Annotated in this window: 19 protein-coding genes; 10 read left to right on the plus strand and 9 right to left on the minus strand. The window is 32.6% G+C overall.

Annotated elements, in window-relative coordinates; translation table 11 throughout:
• Positions 1-158: 158 nt before the first annotated feature.
• Both katG and Q4Q34_RS15815 read left to right on the plus strand, forming a co-directional pair.
• Positions 159-2,351, plus strand: coding sequence for a catalase/peroxidase HPI (gene katG, locus Q4Q34_RS15810; RefSeq protein ID WP_303315264.1), 2,193 nt, complete (start codon positions 159-161; stop codon positions 2,349-2,351).
• An 80-nt stretch (positions 2,352-2,431) separates the two neighbouring features.
• Positions 2,432-2,902 carry an ankyrin repeat domain-containing protein gene (locus Q4Q34_RS15815; protein WP_303315263.1) on the plus strand — a complete coding sequence of 157 codons (471 nt, stop codon included), beginning with the start codon at positions 2,432-2,434 and terminating at the stop codon, positions 2,900-2,902.
• A gap of 226 nt (positions 2,903-3,128) precedes the next feature.
• On the opposite strand, the gene Q4Q34_RS15820 is transcribed toward Q4Q34_RS15815, so the two are convergent.
• From Q4Q34_RS15820 to nhaC, 4 genes are all read right to left on the minus strand, one after another.
• The gene (locus Q4Q34_RS15820; RefSeq protein WP_303315262.1) at positions 3,129-3,386 is read right to left on the minus strand and encodes a DUF6952 family protein; all 258 of its coding nucleotides are present in this window, start codon (positions 3,384-3,386) and stop codon (positions 3,129-3,131) included.
• A 42-nt stretch (positions 3,387-3,428) separates the two neighbouring features.
• Positions 3,429-3,737, minus strand: a complete 309-nt coding sequence (locus tag Q4Q34_RS15825) for a thioredoxin family protein (RefSeq protein ID WP_303315261.1) — start codon at positions 3,735-3,737, stop codon at positions 3,429-3,431.
• Between the two features lie 4 nt (positions 3,738-3,741).
• The gene (locus tag Q4Q34_RS15830; RefSeq protein WP_303315260.1) at positions 3,742-4,386 is read right to left on the minus strand and encodes a peroxiredoxin; all 645 of its coding nucleotides are present in this window, start codon (positions 4,384-4,386) and stop codon (positions 3,742-3,744) included.
• Between the two features lie 142 nt (positions 4,387-4,528).
• Positions 4,529-6,019 carry a Na+/H+ antiporter NhaC gene (nhaC, locus tag Q4Q34_RS15835; RefSeq protein ID WP_303315259.1) on the minus strand — a complete coding sequence of 497 codons (1,491 nt, stop codon included), beginning with the start codon at positions 6,017-6,019 and terminating at the stop codon, positions 4,529-4,531.
• A gap of 334 nt (positions 6,020-6,353) precedes the next feature.
• Here nhaC and Q4Q34_RS15840 point away from each other — a divergent pair, with 334 nt between their 5' ends.
• Together Q4Q34_RS15840 and Q4Q34_RS15845 are read left to right on the plus strand one after the other, a co-directional pair.
• Entirely contained in the window at positions 6,354-6,620 is a 267-nt protein-coding gene (locus Q4Q34_RS15840; protein ID WP_303315258.1) for a hypothetical protein, read from the plus strand.
• Positions 6,621-6,666: 46 nt separating this feature from the next.
• Complete coding sequence (locus tag Q4Q34_RS15845; RefSeq protein ID WP_303315257.1) at positions 6,667-7,689, plus strand: metal-dependent hydrolase; 1,023 nt, start codon at positions 6,667-6,669, stop codon at positions 7,687-7,689.
• On the opposite strand, the gene Q4Q34_RS15850 is transcribed toward Q4Q34_RS15845, so the two are convergent.
• Positions 7,676-8,905: an aminotransferase class I/II-fold pyridoxal phosphate-dependent enzyme gene (locus tag Q4Q34_RS15850; protein ID WP_303315256.1), complete on the minus strand. Its 1,230-nt coding sequence runs from the start codon at positions 8,903-8,905 to the stop codon at positions 7,676-7,678. The two genes, Q4Q34_RS15845 and Q4Q34_RS15850, sit on opposite strands and share 14 nt — an antisense overlap.
• Positions 8,906-9,069: 164 nt before the next feature.
• Here Q4Q34_RS15850 and Q4Q34_RS15855 point away from each other — a divergent pair, with 164 nt between their 5' ends.
• The 5 genes from Q4Q34_RS15855 (at position 9,070) to Q4Q34_RS15875 (ending at position 12,293) form a co-directional block, all read left to right on the plus strand.
• Positions 9,070-9,528, plus strand: a complete 459-nt coding sequence (locus Q4Q34_RS15855) for an Lrp/AsnC family transcriptional regulator (RefSeq protein ID WP_303316291.1) — start codon at positions 9,070-9,072, stop codon at positions 9,526-9,528.
• A gap of 2 nt (positions 9,529-9,530) precedes the next feature.
• A complete protein-coding gene (locus Q4Q34_RS15860; RefSeq protein ID WP_303315255.1) occupies positions 9,531-10,157 on the plus strand; it encodes a CPBP family intramembrane glutamic endopeptidase in 627 nt (208 codons plus the stop codon).
• Between the two features lie 98 nt (positions 10,158-10,255).
• Positions 10,256-10,789: a hypothetical protein gene (locus Q4Q34_RS15865; RefSeq protein ID WP_303315254.1), complete on the plus strand. Its 534-nt coding sequence runs from the start codon at positions 10,256-10,258 to the stop codon at positions 10,787-10,789.
• 5 nt (positions 10,790-10,794) lie between these two features.
• The gene (locus Q4Q34_RS15870) at positions 10,795-11,517 is read left to right on the plus strand and encodes a hypothetical protein (RefSeq protein ID WP_303315253.1); all 723 of its coding nucleotides are present in this window, start codon (positions 10,795-10,797) and stop codon (positions 11,515-11,517) included.
• The gene (locus tag Q4Q34_RS15875; protein ID WP_303315251.1) at positions 11,493-12,293 is read left to right on the plus strand and encodes a sensor histidine kinase; all 801 of its coding nucleotides are present in this window, start codon (positions 11,493-11,495) and stop codon (positions 12,291-12,293) included. The genes Q4Q34_RS15870 and Q4Q34_RS15875 overlap by 25 nt, the downstream gene beginning before the upstream one ends.
• Before the next feature lie 117 nt (positions 12,294-12,410).
• Here the strand turns inward: Q4Q34_RS15875 and Q4Q34_RS15880 are convergent, their stop codons facing one another.
• The 3 genes from Q4Q34_RS15880 to panB form a co-directional block, all read right to left on the minus strand.
• Positions 12,411-13,790, minus strand: coding sequence for an aldehyde dehydrogenase (locus Q4Q34_RS15880; RefSeq protein ID WP_303315250.1), 1,380 nt, complete (start codon positions 13,788-13,790; stop codon positions 12,411-12,413).
• A 26-nt stretch (positions 13,791-13,816) separates the two neighbouring features.
• A complete protein-coding gene (locus Q4Q34_RS15885; RefSeq protein ID WP_303315249.1) occupies positions 13,817-14,518 on the minus strand; it encodes an RluA family pseudouridine synthase in 702 nt (233 codons plus the stop codon).
• 159 nt (positions 14,519-14,677) lie between these two features.
• Positions 14,678-15,496, minus strand: coding sequence for a 3-methyl-2-oxobutanoate hydroxymethyltransferase (panB, locus tag Q4Q34_RS15890; RefSeq protein ID WP_303315247.1), 819 nt, complete (start codon positions 15,494-15,496; stop codon positions 14,678-14,680).
• A 282-nt stretch (positions 15,497-15,778) separates the two neighbouring features.
• Here panB and Q4Q34_RS15895 point away from each other — a divergent pair, with 282 nt between their 5' ends.
• A complete protein-coding gene (locus Q4Q34_RS15895) occupies positions 15,779-16,237 on the plus strand; it encodes a nuclear transport factor 2 family protein (protein WP_303315245.1) in 459 nt (152 codons plus the stop codon).
• A 247-nt stretch (positions 16,238-16,484) separates the two neighbouring features.
• On the opposite strand, the gene Q4Q34_RS15900 is transcribed toward Q4Q34_RS15895, so the two are convergent.
• The gene (locus Q4Q34_RS15900; RefSeq protein WP_303315243.1) at positions 16,485-17,906 is read right to left on the minus strand and encodes an L-serine ammonia-lyase; all 1,422 of its coding nucleotides are present in this window, start codon (positions 17,904-17,906) and stop codon (positions 16,485-16,487) included.
• Positions 17,907-17,954: the final 48 nt, after the last annotated feature.

The following is a 17,954-nucleotide window of genomic DNA, read 5'->3' on the forward strand; positions in this document are numbered from 1 at the left end:
ATTATAAAAATTATCAGAATTATTATTAAAAACTATAATCAATCTATTTTTGATAAATATTGATTATAGTTTTATAACATATAAATATAAAATTTGCATTGAACTTTCTTACTTAAAAAGTAAATTTGGGTAGATAAACTAAATAAATAAAAAAATAAATGGATACTAAAGGAGGAGACATAAGCAAATGCCCATTTATGGGTGGAACTCAAAAAGAAACAGCTGGTAGTGGTACAAGGAACCGAGATTGGTGGCCAAATGAACTTAAATTAAACATTCTTCGTCAACATGGAGGAAAATCTAATCCAATGGGAGAAGATTTTAATTATGCAGAAGCTTTTAATAGTGTTGATTTTTCAGTTTTAAAACAAGAGGTTATTGATTTAATGACAGATTCTCAGGACTGGTGGCCAGCAGATTATGGACATTATGGACCATTTATGATACGTATGGCGTGGCATAGTGCTGGAACCTATCGTGTTGGAGATGGACGTGGAGGTGCAGCAACAGGAAATCAGCGTTTTGCACCATTAAATAGTTGGCCTGATAATGGAAATTTAGATAAGGCGCGTTTATTACTTTGGCCTATAAAAAAGAAATATGGAAAGAAAATTTCCTGGGCAGATTTATTAATTCTTGCAGGTAATTGTGCATTAGAATCAATGGGTTTTAAAACATTTGGTTTTGCCGGTGGTCGTGAGGATGTTTGGGAGCCAGAACAGGATATATATTGGGGTTCAGAAACCGAGTGGTTAGGAAATAAAGAGCGATTTGAAAAAGAAGACAACATAGAAGGGCATTTAGGAGCTGCTCATATGGGATTAATTTATGTAAATCCAGAAGGACCTAATGGAGCATCCGATCCATTGGGAACAGCCAAGCTTATGAAGGAAACTTTTGGTCGTATGGCTATGAATGATGAAGAAACCGTAGCTTTAACTGCCGGAGGGCATACCTTTGGAAAAGCGCATGGAGCTGCAGATCCAAATAAATATGTAGGTGCTGAACCTGCAGGAGCTTCTATTGAAGAGATGAGTACAGGTTGGAAAAATACATTCGGAACAGGAGTTTTAGATGATGCTATTACAAGTGGTCTTGAAGGGGCTTGGACACCAAACCCGTCACAATGGGATCATGACTTTTTTGATGTACTATTGAATTATGATTGGGAGTTAACTAAAAGCCCAGCAGGAGCAAGTCAATGGACTCCAACAAAAGAATCGCAAGCTAGAATGGCTCCCGCTGCAGGAGATGCTTCAAAGCGTCAAGCTTTAATGATGACAGATGCAGATATGGCTTTAAAACTAGACCCAACTTATCTGGAAATTTCTAAACGTTTCCATAAAGATCATAAAGCATTTGAAGATGCGTTTGCTCGTGCTTGGTACAAATTAACCCACCGGGATATGGGGCCAATATCTCGTTATTTAGGTCCGGAAGTACCAGACGAAGAATTATTATGGCAAGACCCGATACCTTCAGTAGATTATAAGCTAAGTAAAGACGATGTAACGTCTTTAAAGAATATGATTAGTACTTCAGGTTTATCGGTATCACAATTGGTAACAACAGCTTGGGCATCAGCATCTACATTTAGAGGTTCGGATATGCGAGGAGGTGCAAATGGAGGACGTATTCGTTTAGCACCTCAAAAAGATTGGGAAGTGAATAATCCAACAGAACTGTCAAAAGTACTTGCAGTATATGAAGGTATTCAGAAAGAATTTAGTGGAACTATTTCCATAGCAGATTTAATTGTTTTAGGTGGGGCAGTTGGTGTAGAGCAGGCAGCTAGCAATTCAGGTTTTAGTATTACGGTGCCTTTTCAAGAAGGTAGAGGAGATGCTTCGCAAGAACAAACAGACGTAGAGTCGTTTAGTTATTTAGAACCTCAAGCCGATGGTTTTAGAAATTATATAAAACCTAATTTATCTATATCTGCTGAAGACTTATTAATAGATAGAGCGAACTTATTAACGCTTTCTATTCCGGAAATGACTGTATTAATTGGTGGGTTGCGAGTATTAGAAACAAATTATGATGGTTCAAGTCATGGTGTTTTTACAGATAAACCTGGTAGTCTGACTAATGATTTCTTTACTAATCTTCTGGATTTTACCTATACATGGAAAGCAACATCAGATGATGATACATTGTTTGAAGGAAGTGACCGTAGAACAGGTGTTGTAAGGTTTACAGGAACCAGAGCAGATTTGATTTTTGGTTCAAATACTGAACTTAGAGCCGTTGCAGAAGTTTATGGTGCCGATGATGCTGAAGAGAAATTTGTAAATGACTTTGTTAAAGCGTGGACAAAGGTTATGAACTTAGATCGTTTTGATTTACACTGATTTTTAGTTTTTTGATAATAAAATTGGGGTATGTGTTTTATTATGCTTATCCCAATTTTATTTAAAAGCAATAATAGTATATGAATGATACAGATATTTTTTTCAGTGCAATTCAATCTGGTGATAAGAATCAGGTTGAGGAGCAGCTTAGGTTTAATCCAAATTTAGTTAATGTTAGAGATGCAAGAGGTTTTACACCGTTAATTTTTGCAGCATATTTTGATAAAGAATCTATAGTTAAAACTTTAGTGGAAAATAATGCGCCAGTAGATGCTATCGATGCTTCAGGAAATACTGCTTTAATGGGTGTGTCTTTTAAAGGTAGTGAGCCTTTAACAGAATATTTAATACAAAACGGAGCAGATATAAATGCTAAAAACTCAAATGGAATGACTCCTTTAATCTTTGCTTCCACTTACAATAAACAAAATATTGTCGAATTGTTACTGAAACATGGTGCAGATAAACATGTTAAAGATAACGAAGGCAGTACAGCTTTGGATTATGCCAAAGAAAAGGGGTTTGAAATTATTATCGAGCTTTTGAAATAGTATTATATTTCCCCTTTTATTTATTGGTCTCAAATTCTAAAAACTTTGACACGAATTGCACGAATTCACACGAATTCATTTTTAAAATGTTTATTATCTTCTACTTCGGTATTTTATGAAACAGGCATTCAGTCTGTTAAAACGAACCTATAGGCTTAACTTTAATTCAAACAAAAAAACCACTTTGCAAAAGCAGAGTGGTTTTTTATCGGTAATTTTTCTTTTGTTATTTATCTATAGAACCTAAAACACGTTTCATAAAACTATTTAAAGCTTCTTTCTTTCCTGTACCATCTTTTATCATTTTATTGACTTCAACGGCACCATACATATTGGAAATAAGTTCCCCAATAACATCTAGTTCTTCGTCTTTTAAAGAAGGAACTTCTGTTAAAGCTTCAAGGGTTTCGATAGTTTCTATTACAAAATCCTCATCGTTGTCTTCAATAAACTGTGTAAGGTGCTTAATTACTGGTAACTTCATTTAATCATGTGTTTTTTATTTCCGCGAAAGCAGAAATTTCATTTAAATGACTTCGTTAACTAATTCTTTTAAAACTTCAAATTTGTTTGTTTGAACTTGTTTTACAAATTCACCACGCTTAAAAGTAGCAAAGGTTGGTAAATTATCAACAGTTGCTAACTTTCTTGATTCTGGAAATTTTTCCGCATCAGCAATAACAAAAGAAGCCTCTTCGTTTTCTGAAGCTAGTTTCTTAAACTTAGGTTTCATAATACGGCAGTTACCACACCATGTTGCAGAATATTGTACAACAACAGTCTCATTACTAGCAATTAATTCGCCTAAATTATCTTGATTTAATTCTTGTACCATCAGACTAGTTTACATGAGCAGCTAAATACTCTGCAGTCCCTTTAGCATTAGGTGCCATAGCTTCTTTACCTTCTTCCCAGTTAGCTGGACAAACTTCTCCTTTTTCTTGTACATGAGTTAATGCATCAACAAGACGAATATATTCACCAACATTTCTACCTAAAGGCATATTATTGATACTTTCATGTTGTACAATACCATCTTCATCAATAATATAAGTAGCTCTGTAAGTTACATTGTCTCCTTCAACTTGAACCGTACCAGTTTCTTCATCGTAAGTTTCATTAGTAATATCTAGAATACCTAAAATACTTGATAGATTTCTATTACTGTCAGCAAGAAGCGGGTAGGTAACACCTTCAATTCCTCCATTGTCTTTTGAAGCACTTAACCAAGCAAAATGAACTTCTGGTGTATCACAAGAAGCTCCGATAACAATAGTATTACGTTTTTCAAATTCTGGTAAAGCTGCTTGAAATGCATGTAATTCTGTTGGACATACAAATGTGAAATCTTTTGGATACCAAAATAAAACTACTTTTTTCTTGTTATTAACAGCTTCTTCAAGAACGTTTACTTTAAAAGTATCTCCCATATCGTTCATTGCGTCAACGTTTAAATCTGGAAATTTTTTTCCTACTAATGCCATGTGTTTTTATATTTTAATTATTATTAATTTTCGACGCTGCAAATATAAAATAGAATAGTGATTTTAATAAGGATAGAAATTTTAATTATTTATTTTACTATAGATTTTGTCTATTTTAAAAATAAATAACTATAATTTAATCTTATTTCTTAGTAAGTTGCTTAATTTTAATTGAAAAGCCAGCGAATAATAATGTAACGAATGGACTAAGAATACTAAAAAAGACATATGGAATGTATGCAGTAGCTCCAGCATATCCAAATAACACCTTTGAATGATAAGCACCACAAGTATTCCAGGGAATTAGAACCGAAGTTACAGTACCAGAGTCTTCAAGTGTTCTACTTAAATTCTCTGGAGCTAATCCTCTATCCTTATAAGCTTGTTTGAACATTTTTCCTGGAACTACTAAAGCTAAATATTGATCGGATGCTGTTAGGTTTAAAGCTAAGCAACTAGCAACAGTACTTGCGAATAAACCAAATGTAGTAGTCGCTAAGTTGAGTAAAGATTTGGTAATTCTTGATAACGCACCTATGGCATCCATAACGCCTCCAAAAACCATAGCACAAACAATTAACCAAATCGTACCTAGCATACCTTTCATACCTCCGGATGTAAATAAATCATTTAATTCTTCACTTGAGGTTTCGACAGCAGTGTCTACAGTTAAAGCATTCATAACACCTTGGTAAGCAGATTGCAACGATAACGATTCTGCTCCAGCTATCTTTATTATAATGTCTGGTTGCGCTATAAGAGCAGTAACCCCTCCAAGTAAAGAGCCTGTTAATAATGCAATTAAAGGTGGTGTTTTCTTTACAATCATTATAATGACTAAAACAGGAACAATGAATAACCAAGGGCTTATATTAAAAGCATTTTTTATAGCAGATAGTTTATCTTCTATTTGTGGTGTACCGGTTACATCAATATTTAATCCTATTATTATAAAAATGATAAGCGTTACTAATATGGTAGGTACTGTTGTTAATGCCATATATTTTATGTGACTAAATAATTCGCCACCAGCCATGGCAGGTGCTAGGTTGGTAGTATCACTAAGTGGTGACATCTTATCTCCAAAATAAGCTCCTGATAAAACGGCACCAGCAGTCATACCTATAGAAATACCTAATGTTTCTCCAATTCCAACAAGAGCGATGCCAACAGTAGCAGATGTGGTCCAGGAACTACCTGTCGCTATCGAAATAATAGAGCAAATGATGACGCAAGCAGCTAAAAATATTGTAGGGTTTAATATTTGTAGACCATAATAAATCATTGTTGGAATAATACCACTAACTAACCAGGTTCCTGCCAATGAACCCACCATTAATAATATTAGCAATGCACCTGTAGTCGATTTTATGTTTTCTGCGACTTCTTCAAGCATTCTTTCATAAGAGACTTTGTTTCTAAAGCCTACAATAGCAGCAACGGCAGCGCCTAATAATAGAACAAATTGATTACTTCCACTTAAGGCATCATCACCATAAACATATATATTATAGGCTAACATTCCAACTAATGCAAGTACAGGGATGAGGGCTTCCCAGATATTAAGTTCTTTGTTTTCTATTATTTTTTGATCTTCTATTTTTATTTCTGAAAGATTATTTTCGTCTTGCATATGTAAAGTTTTAGTCACGTAATGTTACAACAATACTTATCTTTTAGCAAATTGCTGAGCTTCGATTTTTAAATGTTTATTAAGAGTTATTGTGAATGTGTAAAAAATCGCGTGACTTTTCTGTAAAATTTGTGTCATAATAATCAACGCATAGTTAATCTTTGTATTTATAACAAAATTATGCAATTAATTATTTTGATTTTTTGCAAGTACACTACTGTTTTTAATACAATTGATTTATAATTTAAAATTTTTTCATCTAGAGTTAGCTTTGCCTCCTAACTTATTAGTAAACTCTCTCGCTTAGGCTTAAATTAAAATAGATTTAATAACAATGAAGCACACTGTTTTATCAAGTGGAAATGTAGACCTTGACGTTAAAGATGTAAGGGTAGAACTTAAAAAGCATAACCGGCAATTATCTAGAAGCTTAAAAACTCTAGAATATATTTATGTGATAGAATTTAATTATGAAGAAAAGCGTGAAATGAAACGTTTTGAAGAACTTTTAAAATTTAAAACTAAAATTCAAAAGCATATTATAAAGACTACTCAAAAAATAAATTATTATAAGTCTTTGCAAAATAAATTAAAATATTGAAGTATATAATGTGTGTTCTGGTTTAAATTGTATTTTTATCGCATACATGGATTCATTAACTCAAATCGTTTTAGGAGCAGCTTGTGGAGAAGCGGTTCTGGGGAAAAAAATAGGAAATAAGGCTTTATTGTTTGGTGCTATTGGTGGTACAATTCCAGATTTGGATGTGTACATTGGTAGTTTGATTTATAATAATGAAATTGATGCTATGTTGTTTCACAGAGGCTTTATGTATTCTATTTTATTTTCTGTTCTTGCAGCGTTTCTTTTTGGTTGGGTTACCTATAAATTATATAATTCGGGTAAACGTTTGCATACAACTACTAAAAATGATTGGGTTCGTTTGTTCTTTTGGTCTTTATTCACACACCCTATCTTAGATTGTTTTACACCTTACGGTACTCAATTATTTACACCGCTTAGTAATTATCGTGTTGCCTTTAACAATATTGCGGTTGTTGACCCTATTTATACCTTACCATTTCTAATCTGTATAATTGTTCTCATGTTTTTTAATAGAAAATCGAATAAAAGAAAGCTTTGGTTAAAGTTAGGATTAGGAATAAGTTCTGTTTACATGTTACTAACCTTAGGTAATAAGTTTTATATAGATACTATATTTAGAAAGTCTATGGCAGAACATCATATTAAATTTAATCGCTACAGTACCCAACCTGCCATATTTAACAATGTGTTATGGTATGGAATAGTAGAAACTGATGCTTCATATTTTATGGCTAATTATTCTTTGTTGGATAGGAAAAATAGGTTTTTGAATTTTAAAGAATTACCAAAGCAACGCGATTTAAATCCTTCAGAGTTTGATGATATTAAAGACTTAGCATGGTTTAGTAATCATTATTATAGTGTTTATAAAGTTACAGATAATGCGTATCGATACAATGATTTGAGGTATCCTATTTTAGATGAAAACGATCCAAATTCTTCTGTTTTTAGTTTAACATTATACAAAGATGGTAATCGATTAAACATAAAGCCGTTTGAACCTCAATTTGATGATTTTAAAACTGCCATGTCCGATTTGTGGGAGCGTATCAAAGGGATTTAACGGTTTCTCGTTTGGAGTCAAGAATATTAAGCGTCTCCATACATGCTCGCATGGTTTTATAAGTGCGTTCAATATCTGCATCTAAACCTATTGAAAAGCGAATTAATCCGTCACTTAAACCCATTTCTTTTTGTTCTTCCTCTGGAATTTCAGATGATGTAGAACTTCCTGGGGCACTAAACAGGGTTTTGTAAAATCCTAGGCTCACTGCTAAATATCCTAAGTTTTTGTCTTGCATCATTTCCATAAGTTCGTTTGCTTTATCCAAAGAGCCAACATCGATTGTTAGCATACCTCCAAAACCATATTTTTCATTCATCATACTTTTAAATAATTCATGTGATGGATGAGATTCTAATCCAGGATAAACAGTTTTTAGACCGTCTGCTTCGAATTTTTTAGCTAAATAAGTGGCATTATGGCTATGCTGTTGCATTCTAATATGCAATGTTCTTAGGTTTTTTAATACGGATGAAGCTCTTAAACTATCCATTGTTGAGCCCAATAGCATAGATGCACCATCATTCACATTACGTAAATCATTTATAAATTCTTGAGTACCACAAACAACACCACCAACGGTATCACTAGACCCATTAATAAATTTTGTTAGACTGTGAATCACTACATCAGCACCGAGTATTGCTGGTGAGATAGAGAGTGGAGAAAAGGTGTTATCTACGATTAATTTTAAATTATGTCTCTTGGCAATATTGGCTAATCCTTTAATATTAGCAACTTCTAAAAGTGGATTACTAACAGATTCACAATACAATACTTTTGTGTTTTTTGTAATGGCGTTTTCGACGATTTCCAAATCTGTAATATCAACAAAAGATGTGTCAATATTAAACCGTGGTATAAAATTTTTCAAAAAAGCATACGTACCACCGTAAATAGTTCTGCTAGAAATAATGTGGTCTCCAGCATCACATAACTGTAATAGTACAGGTGTAATAGCTCCCATACCAGATGCCGAAACATTTGCAGTTTCAGTACTTTCCATAGCTGCTAAAGCTTCCCCTAAGTATAGATTTGAAGGAGAAGAATGCCGCGAATATAAATAGCAACCGTCTGCGTTACCTTCAAAGGTGTCAAACATGGTTTTTGCAGATAAGAATGTGTAGGTAGAGGAATCTGAAATAGAAGGGTTTACACCTCCAAATTCACCAAAATATTGTAAGTCTTGTATACTATTTGCAGGTTTAAAAGCCATGACATTTTAGATTTAATTAATGATATAACAAAATTCAATATTAAAAGACTATAAAACAATGAATGGTTTATTATTTAGAAAATAAAACTAAATTATTTTAATAATTTAGATAATTATATTGTTTTTTGTTTGTTTTTATATATTTTAATGAAAAATTTTCAATTATGGTATTTGATGATATTGATAGGAGGTTATTAGATTATTTACAGATAGATAGCAAACAAACAAATAAAGAGCTTTCTAATAAGCTGAATCTTTCTGTGACGGCGGTTTATGAACGTATAAAAAAACTTGAAAGGGAGGGCTATATTGATGGATATGTAGCATTAGTAAATAAAGAGCTTGTAGATAAAGCCTTTGTAGCATTTTGTCATATCAAGCTCATACAGCACAGTCAGGACTATGTTGTAAAGTTCGAAAAAGAGGTAGCTAATATAAGTGAAGTGTTAGAATGTTATCATATTAGTGGTGATTACGACTATTTATTAAAAGTTTTAGTAAAAGACATGCAGGCTTTTCGAGAATTTATGGTTAAAAAGCTAACCACAATCAATCATATAGGTAGTACACATAGCATGTTTGTAATAAATGAAGTAAAGCATACTACAGCAATTAATATGTAACTATGAATACAACAATCTATAAGGGTATTGAGTTTTTAATTATTTTTATTCTACTACCAATTAGCTTTGCTATTGACTACTCTATAAAATTAAAAATGGGTATTGGTATCATTGGTTTTATATATATCATTTATGTTTTATTAAGAGTTGAGAAGAAACAATTTAAGATGGCTCCAAACTTGAAATGGCGTATATTTTGGAAACAAACTATTTTAAAACTAGCCGTAATTGCTATACTTACCACATTGTTTGTGTGGTTAACCGATAGTAAGTTACTTTTTAATGTATTAATAAATAAGCCGAAACTGTGGCTTTTTATATTGTTTATTTATAGCTTTTTTTCGGTATATCCACAAGAAATAATTTATAGGACTTTTTATTTTCAACGTTACAAAGACTTATTTAAAAACGAAGTGTTGTTTATTTTTGTAAATGCTATTATATTTTCTTTAGGTCACATTTTTTTTAAAAATAGTTTAGTGATCGTACTAACATTTTTTGGTGGGGTGCTATTTGCTATAACGTATAAAAACACACAATCTACATTATTGGTTTCCTTAGAGCATGCTATTTATGGTTGTTGGCTCTTTACGGTTGGCATGGGAGGTATGCTTGGGTTTCCGGCATAATTTTTTTAAGGATTTAGGAAATGAATAAAAAGACTACGTTATTAAATCTTTTTCTTATTTTTAGCCCCTTATTTAACTATTAACCAAACCAAACAAAGATGAAGAAATTAAGTTACATTGTTTTAGGGCTTGTTATTGGAGCCGTATTAACGTATTATTTCTGTCCAAGAAATCCAGAGTTAGATGCTATGGAGACAAAATTGGATACTGAGGCTAAAATTGTAAAACCTAGAGGGGTTATTAAGCAAGCTTACGCTAAGGAATTAAACAAGAATTGGACTAAGTATAGAAAACCTGCAGTGGATTCTTGTGCTGCAATGGGAGGACATAAGCAAGATGACCGTTCTGTATGGTGGTCTGCTAAAGAACTTAAACATTATTTGAGATACTCAAAAAAGCAGGCAGATAGTTTAAATTATAAAATTACAGGCTACCGTGTTTATCTAGGTGTTTATGGCCAAGAAGCCGGTCCTAAAAAATGTAATTTAAGTACAATGTTCCTTGTACCTACGGGGGAAAAAAGACATGCTGAAGCTAGTATGAATCCATTTAATTTTGTTGGTAACGACTCAGACCTTCCTATTCCTCCTTTAAATAGAGGGCATGGAGGGTCAGGAGGTTATCCTGACTAATTTTTGTGGAAGAATTTATAAAACAAAATTATAGTATACTTACATATACAATTGAATCTTTAGCAGCTGTAACAGGTTTGTTATTTTATAAAAAATACAAATTTACAGTTGCTAAATATTTCATATGTTTTTTAATCTATCTAACGATTTGTGATTTCATTAGTTCTTATACTTGGTATGTACATCCTAAAAAATCTTTTGGTTTTCTTATAGGGACTATTTTTGAGAAGAATCATTGGTGGGCTACACTTTATTGGCAAATAGGAGCCATTATGTTTTTCTCTTTTTATTACCGTAAAATTTTAAAAACTAAAAGTTTTAGAGCTATTATTAGGCTTTTTGGATATTCATATTTCTTTTTTTCTATTATCTATATTATATTAAATTGGAATACGTTTTTTTATAAGTTTTTCCCAATCTTAAGTATTTTAGGAGCTATTATTGTATTCTTATGTGCTGTTTTTTACTTTATTGAAATATTACAAAGTGATAAAGTGCTAACTTTTTATAAATCTATAAATTTCTATATTAGTTTTGCCATATTTATATGGTGGCTAATTACAACCCCTTTAGATTTTTATGATGCTTATTTAGCTTATGAAGTCGGAAACCCCAACCGAGACTGGAATTTTATTTTTTTGCAATGGGAAATTTTCTTATTTGCTAATATATTTATGTATTTAACTTTTACATTTGCTTTAATATGGTGCAAACCGGAGAACAATTAGCGAGCACAGCTGCAGAACGCTATTTATTGATATATATGATTACTGTTTTAGTAGTTGTAACATTCCTAGTTGTTATCTTTTTTATTGTATTTCAAAAAAGAAAGAACAAACTGTTGTTAGATAAAATTAAACAGCAACAGGCTTTTGAAGAAGAAATAGCACAGGCACAAACAGAAATCCAAGAACAAACGCTTAAAAATATAGGATGGGAATTGCATGATAATGTGGGACAATTACTCTCATTTGCCAGTATGCAACTAAGTATTTTAAAAATGCAGGTAGCAGATGATGAAAAGGAGAAATTTAAAGATACGAGTGAAGCGCTTAAAAATAGTTTATCTGAAGTACGAGCACTTTCAAAAACATTAAATAATGAAGTGGTTTTAAATATAGGCTTTGAAAAATCTATTACTAATGAATTAAATCGACTTAAAAAGATGAAATTTGCTTCTGCTGAACTTAAGACAGTAGGTAAGAAAGTTGATTTTACAAATAGGAAACACGAAATCATTATTTTTAGAATCATACAAGAGTTTTTATCTAATTCTGTAAAATATTCTGAGGCTGAAAACTTAGCCATTACCATAGAATATAAAACACAAAGTCTAAAAATTACAGCTATCGATGATGGTAAAGGATTTAATATGAGTGATATAGAAAAAGGGTCTGGATTAATAAATATGAAAAGTAGGGCAACCTTAATTAATGCAGTGTTTAAATTATCATCAAAAGCTAATCAAGGCGTGAAATTAGTATTAGATTATCCAATTTCTTAATTAACTTGGGTTTAACTAAAAATCTTTGATTAATAAGCGCACAGAGGTTTCATGATATGGGTTCAACATAATAATATCACTAAATTAAATTTGCCTGTTTAAATTGGCTCGCAGTAATTAAGAGAAGTATTTAAACATTTTTTTTAAAAGCTCTAATTTTCCTTTATATGGCGCGTATCTTACACCTGGATCAGACCAATTTCCTCGCTTAGAGATTGCTTTATTATGTGAAAACGTATCGAATCCTGTTTTTCCATGATAAGCACCCATACCACTAGAACCTATGCCTCCAAATGGCAATCTGTGATTTCCAAAATGGATTAATAGATCGTTTACTACACCGCCACCAAAATTAAATTTTTTGATTGTTTGCTCAACAAAAGCGCTATGGTTTGAAAACACATAAAGGGCTAATGGTTTTTCATAATTCCATATAATATTTTCTATATCCTGTGCTGTATTATAAGTTAGAATAGGTAAAACAGGACCGAAAATTTCATCACTCATTATTTTACTATCTAAATTTGGAGTATCAATAATAGTAGGTGCTATATAGCAATTTTCTACATCCACATCCCCTCCGAAAATTACTTGAGAATCTTCCAGCATGTCTGCTATCCTTAGAGCATTTCTTTTGTTAATAATTCTTGGTAAATCGGGAGATTCTTTTGGGGCTACGCCATATCTTTTTGTTATTTCCGTTTTTAAAGCTTCAACAAAAGCATCCTTAATATTAGATTTTATAATGATGTAATCTGCAGAAATACATGTTTGTCCAGCATTTAAAAACTTTCCCCATGAGATACGTCTGGCTACTAATTTTAAATTAACGGTTTCATCAATAATACATGGCGATTTACCTCCTAATTCTAAAGTAACGGGTGTTAGGTTATTAGCTGCTGCACGAGCAACAATTTTTCCAACAGGAACACTACCGGTAAAGAATATATAATCCCATTTTTGGGTGAGTAATTCTGTAGCAATCTCAGCGTTGCCTTCAACGGAAATTGCAACTGTTTTTGGAAATACTTTTTGAATAATGTTGGTAATGAGTTGGGCGGTATGTTTAGTTAGTTCGCTAGGTTTTAAAACAACAGTATTACCTGCAGCAATCGCCATAATTAAAGGTTCTATAGCTAATAAAAAGGGATAGTTCCATGGGGCAATGATTAATACATTTCCATAAGGTTCTTTATAAATATAATCTTGAGATGGAAATGTGAGCATTGACGATTTTACTCGTTTGGGCTTTGCCCACTTCTTTAGACTCCTAATCACTAAATTCAGTTCAGAAATAACCAACCCAAATTCGCTAATAAATGTTTCGAACTCTGGTTTTTTGAAATCTTTTTTTAAAGCCTCGTAAACCGCTTGCTCATTAGATATTATTTCCTGCTTTAAGGTCTTTAAAAGTGATAATCTATAAGAGATATCCTTTGTTTTTTGTGACTTAAAAAAATCTTTTTGTTTTGAAAGTATTTCGGGTATCGTATTCAAAAGTGTTTTTTATAAAGATATCTAAATTATGGGAAACAAGCGTCCCAAATAGCATCTTTTGGCAGTGGAGCAGAAATAGTTATAGGTTCTTTTTTTACAGGATGAACAAACTCTATATATCTTGCATGTAAATGAATACTAGCGTCTTTGTTGCTTCTATTAAAACCATATTTTAAATCACCTTTGATGGGGCATCCAATATTGGATAATTGAGAACGTATTTGATGATGTCTGCCAGTTTCTAAATTAACTTCAAGCAAATAATAATTATCTAATTTTTTTAATATTTTATAATGAAGAATAGCTTTTTTACTGTCTTTAACTTCTTTAGTATACGCTGTTGATTTATTGTTTTTTGGATTTTTTTTAAGCCAATTTGTTAATGTGTCTCCTGTTTTTAAAGGCTTATTTTTTACAACAGCCCAGTATGTTTTTTGTATATCTTTTGAAAGGAATAATTTATTAAGTCTGGGTAATACTTTACTTGTTTTTGCAAATATAACGAGCCCTGTAGTTGGTCTGTCTAAACGATGTACCACTCCTAAATATACATTTCCAGGTTTGTTGTATTTATCTTTAATATATTCTTTTACAACATCGCTTAATGGTTTGTCTCCAGTTTTGTCACCCTGTACAATGTCTCCTGCACGCTTGTTAACTATAATAATATGATTGTCCTCGTAAAGAACTTGAAGGTTGTTTTTATTTGAAAAGATTTTTTTTGACACTATTTTTGTTGTTACACAGGAGTTCTCTGAGTTACACTGAGATATTTCGCTTTAAATGATGAATTACTTTGATACGGATTACATAAGTTAACACAAATCTAGATTTATGCGAATTTTGTTTTCCCTTTTGGGGAAATGTCCAAAGGACAATGGGGCTTATTAATACTGCTCACTATCACTTGGAAAATCAAGTGTTTTAACATCGTCAACATATTGAGAGATCGCATTGGTCATATCTTCATATAGATTCATATAGCGACGTAAGAAACGAGGGTTAAATTCGTGAGTCATTCCCAGCATATCATGTAATACCAACACCTGACCATCTACACCGTTTCCGGCACCAATACCTATAATAGGAATACTTACGCTATCTGCTACTTGCTTAGCTAGTTTAGCAGGTATTTTTTCAAGTACAATTGCAAAACATCCAATACGTTCCAGCATTTTTGCATCTTCCATAAGCCTTTGAGCTTCTTCTTCTTCTTTGGCCCTTACTGTATAAGTTCCAAATTTATATATCGATTGAGGAGTTAAGCCTAAATGTCCCATTACAGGAATACCAGCATTTAATATACGTTTAATGGAGTCTTTTATTTCTTTACCTCCTTCTAATTTAACCGAATGCGCTCCACTTTCTTTCATAATTCTAATAGCAGATCGTAGGGCTTCTTTAGGATCACTTTGGTAGCTTCCAAAAGGTAAATCTACAACTATAAGAGCTCGGTAAATAGCACGAATTACAGAAGACGCATGGTATATCATCTGATCTAAAGTAATTGGCAATGTGGTTTCATGTCCGGCCATCACATTACTTGCAGAATCTCCAACAAGTATAACATCTATACCAGCACCATCAACAATTTTTGCCATGGTGTAATCGTAAGCTGTTAACATTGATATTTTCTCACCATTAGCTTTCATATCAACTAATGATTTAACTGTAATGCGTTTATATTCTTTTTTAGCTACAGACATATTTTTTTCTGATTTTAAATAGTGAACTCATCTTGACTTTTTCTATTTCCTAAAAAATGGCTAAAATTCGACCATATTTTGTTACTTTTTTTATGCTTAGCACTGCTATGCCTTGCAAAAAATGCCTCATCTGAACAAATTTGATCTCATTTTCGGTTAAAAACAAAAAGTCAAGATGAGTTCAGTATGTAAAAGTAATGAATTAAGTATATATGTTAAACTTTTCTTTAAGGGACATCAACATTACGGATCTTATTTTACTTTAGTTAAAATTTAAGTATTATGGCACGAGCAATATTCTATTTATTCGTTTTAATTACATCTACTATATATTCCCAAAGTGATGAAAAAACTGAAGTAAAAGCTGCAGTAGATACCTTTTTTGAAGGATTCCATAAAGGGGATACAACACTTATGAAATCTGTTATTGCGGATAAAATAATTATGCAAACAGCATACAAAAACAAAGAGGGAAAAGATATTTTAGTAACAGACGAACCTGGAAAACTTATAAATGCTATTGCAAATAGGCCAGCTGACCAGAAATGGGATGAACGTTTATTGGATTATAGCATCCAAGTTGATGGTAATATGGCTAATGCCTGGACGCCTTATGAATTTTGGTATAATGGCGCATTTAGTCATTGTGGTGTTAATTCATTTCAATTGTTTAAAGACGGTGATCAGTGGAAAATTATTTATTTGATTGATACTCGTAGAAAGTCTACTTGTGATAGGTAGGTTTTTTGATGTTGGGATGTTTTTTCGCAAAGTAGCTAATGAGGAAAAGTTATATGTGTTTTTCTCACTAAGGAACAGAGTCGCAAAGTTTTTTTTGATTGATTACTTAAGGTGAACTTAACATGATTAAATTTACTAGTAAGTTGTTTTCTGCGCAAGGGATAGGAAAGGAAAGCCCACAGAGAGGAACGAACGAGGACTTGTATTGTATAGCCCGACCTTATTAGGGTGCGCCAAAAAAAATAATTTAACAATCAGACATATTTACTCCAACAGCTAAGCCACCTTCAGACGTTTCTTTGTATTTTGTGTGCATATCTTTTGCTGTTTCCCACATGGTAGCAACCACTTTATCTAGAGGCACTTTAGCATTTTTGGGGTCAATGTCCAAAGCCATTTCAGCAGCATTTATAGCTTTAATAGCGCCCATAGCATTACGTTCGATACAGGGTATTTGAACCAATCCACCAATAGGGTCGCAGGTTAGGCCTAAATGATGTTCCATAGCAATTTCAGCAGCGATTAGTACTTGTTCTGGAGACCCTCCTAAAAGTTCACAAAGTGCACCGGAAGCCATGGCTGAAGATACGCCTATTTCTGCTTGGCACCCCCCCATGGCAGCACTAATTGTTGCACCTTTTTTAAAGATACTCCCTAATTCGCCTGCAACTAATAAAAATCGTTTTATGTCCTCAAAATTGGCATCGTGATTTTCAATTACTAAATAATATAGTAAAACAGCGGGAATAACTCCAGCGCTTCCGTTTGTTGGAGCAGTAACAACCCTTCCTAGAGAGGCATTGACTTCGTTCACAGCCAGAGCAAAACAACTAACCCATTTTAATATTTGTCGAAATTTAACTTCGGTGTTTCTTATAGCATATACCCATTCAACAGGATTGGTATAGGCTGTTTGTCCTTTTAAATTCTGATGCATATCAAAAGCACGACGTCTTACATTTAATCCTCCAGGAAGATTCCCTTCTGTATGACAGCCAATATATATGCATTCAAGCATGGTGTCCCAAATACGTTTTAACTCTAGGTCTATTTCTTCTTCCGAACGAATTGATTTTTCATTTTCTAAAACAACTTCAGAGATTGGTTTATCTAAAGTTTCACAAAACTTTAGAAGTTCTGTGCCTTTATCGATAGGATAAGGGAAAGAACATTTAATTTCAAAATTTTTCTTAGAGTTCTCAAGGGCTTCCTTAACTACAAACCCGCCTCCTATAGAATAAAAAGTTGACTTTTTATTTTTTCCATTTATAGTAGCGGTAAAGGTTAATCCATTTGAATGAAACGGTAAAAATTCCCTATTAAAAATGATATCAGTTTCTATATTAAAAGCAATAGGTTTCTCATTATTAAAGTTTAATGTTTTTGTTTTTTTAATTTCAGAAATAATAGTAGCAATGGTTTCTGTAGGAATAATTTCTGGATCAGAACCATTTAATCCAAGTATGACAGCGTAATCTGTTGCATGACCTTTTCCTGTTAATGATAAAGAACCATAAAGATTTATAGCTATTTTTTCGACCTCATCAAAATCATTAGCGTCTTTCAATTCTTTAATCCACCTTTCGGCTGCTCTCCAAGGCCCTAATGTATGCGAACTTGATGGTCCGATACCAATTTTTAACATGTCAAAAACAGAAATACACTCCATATAACTATATCGTTTTAGTGGAGCAAATATAGATTGTTTTATTACATA

Origin of the sequence: Flavivirga abyssicola, from assembly GCF_030540775.2 — a bacterium.
GTDB classification, from domain to species: Bacteria; Bacteroidota; Bacteroidia; order Flavobacteriales; family Flavobacteriaceae; genus Flavivirga; species Flavivirga abyssicola.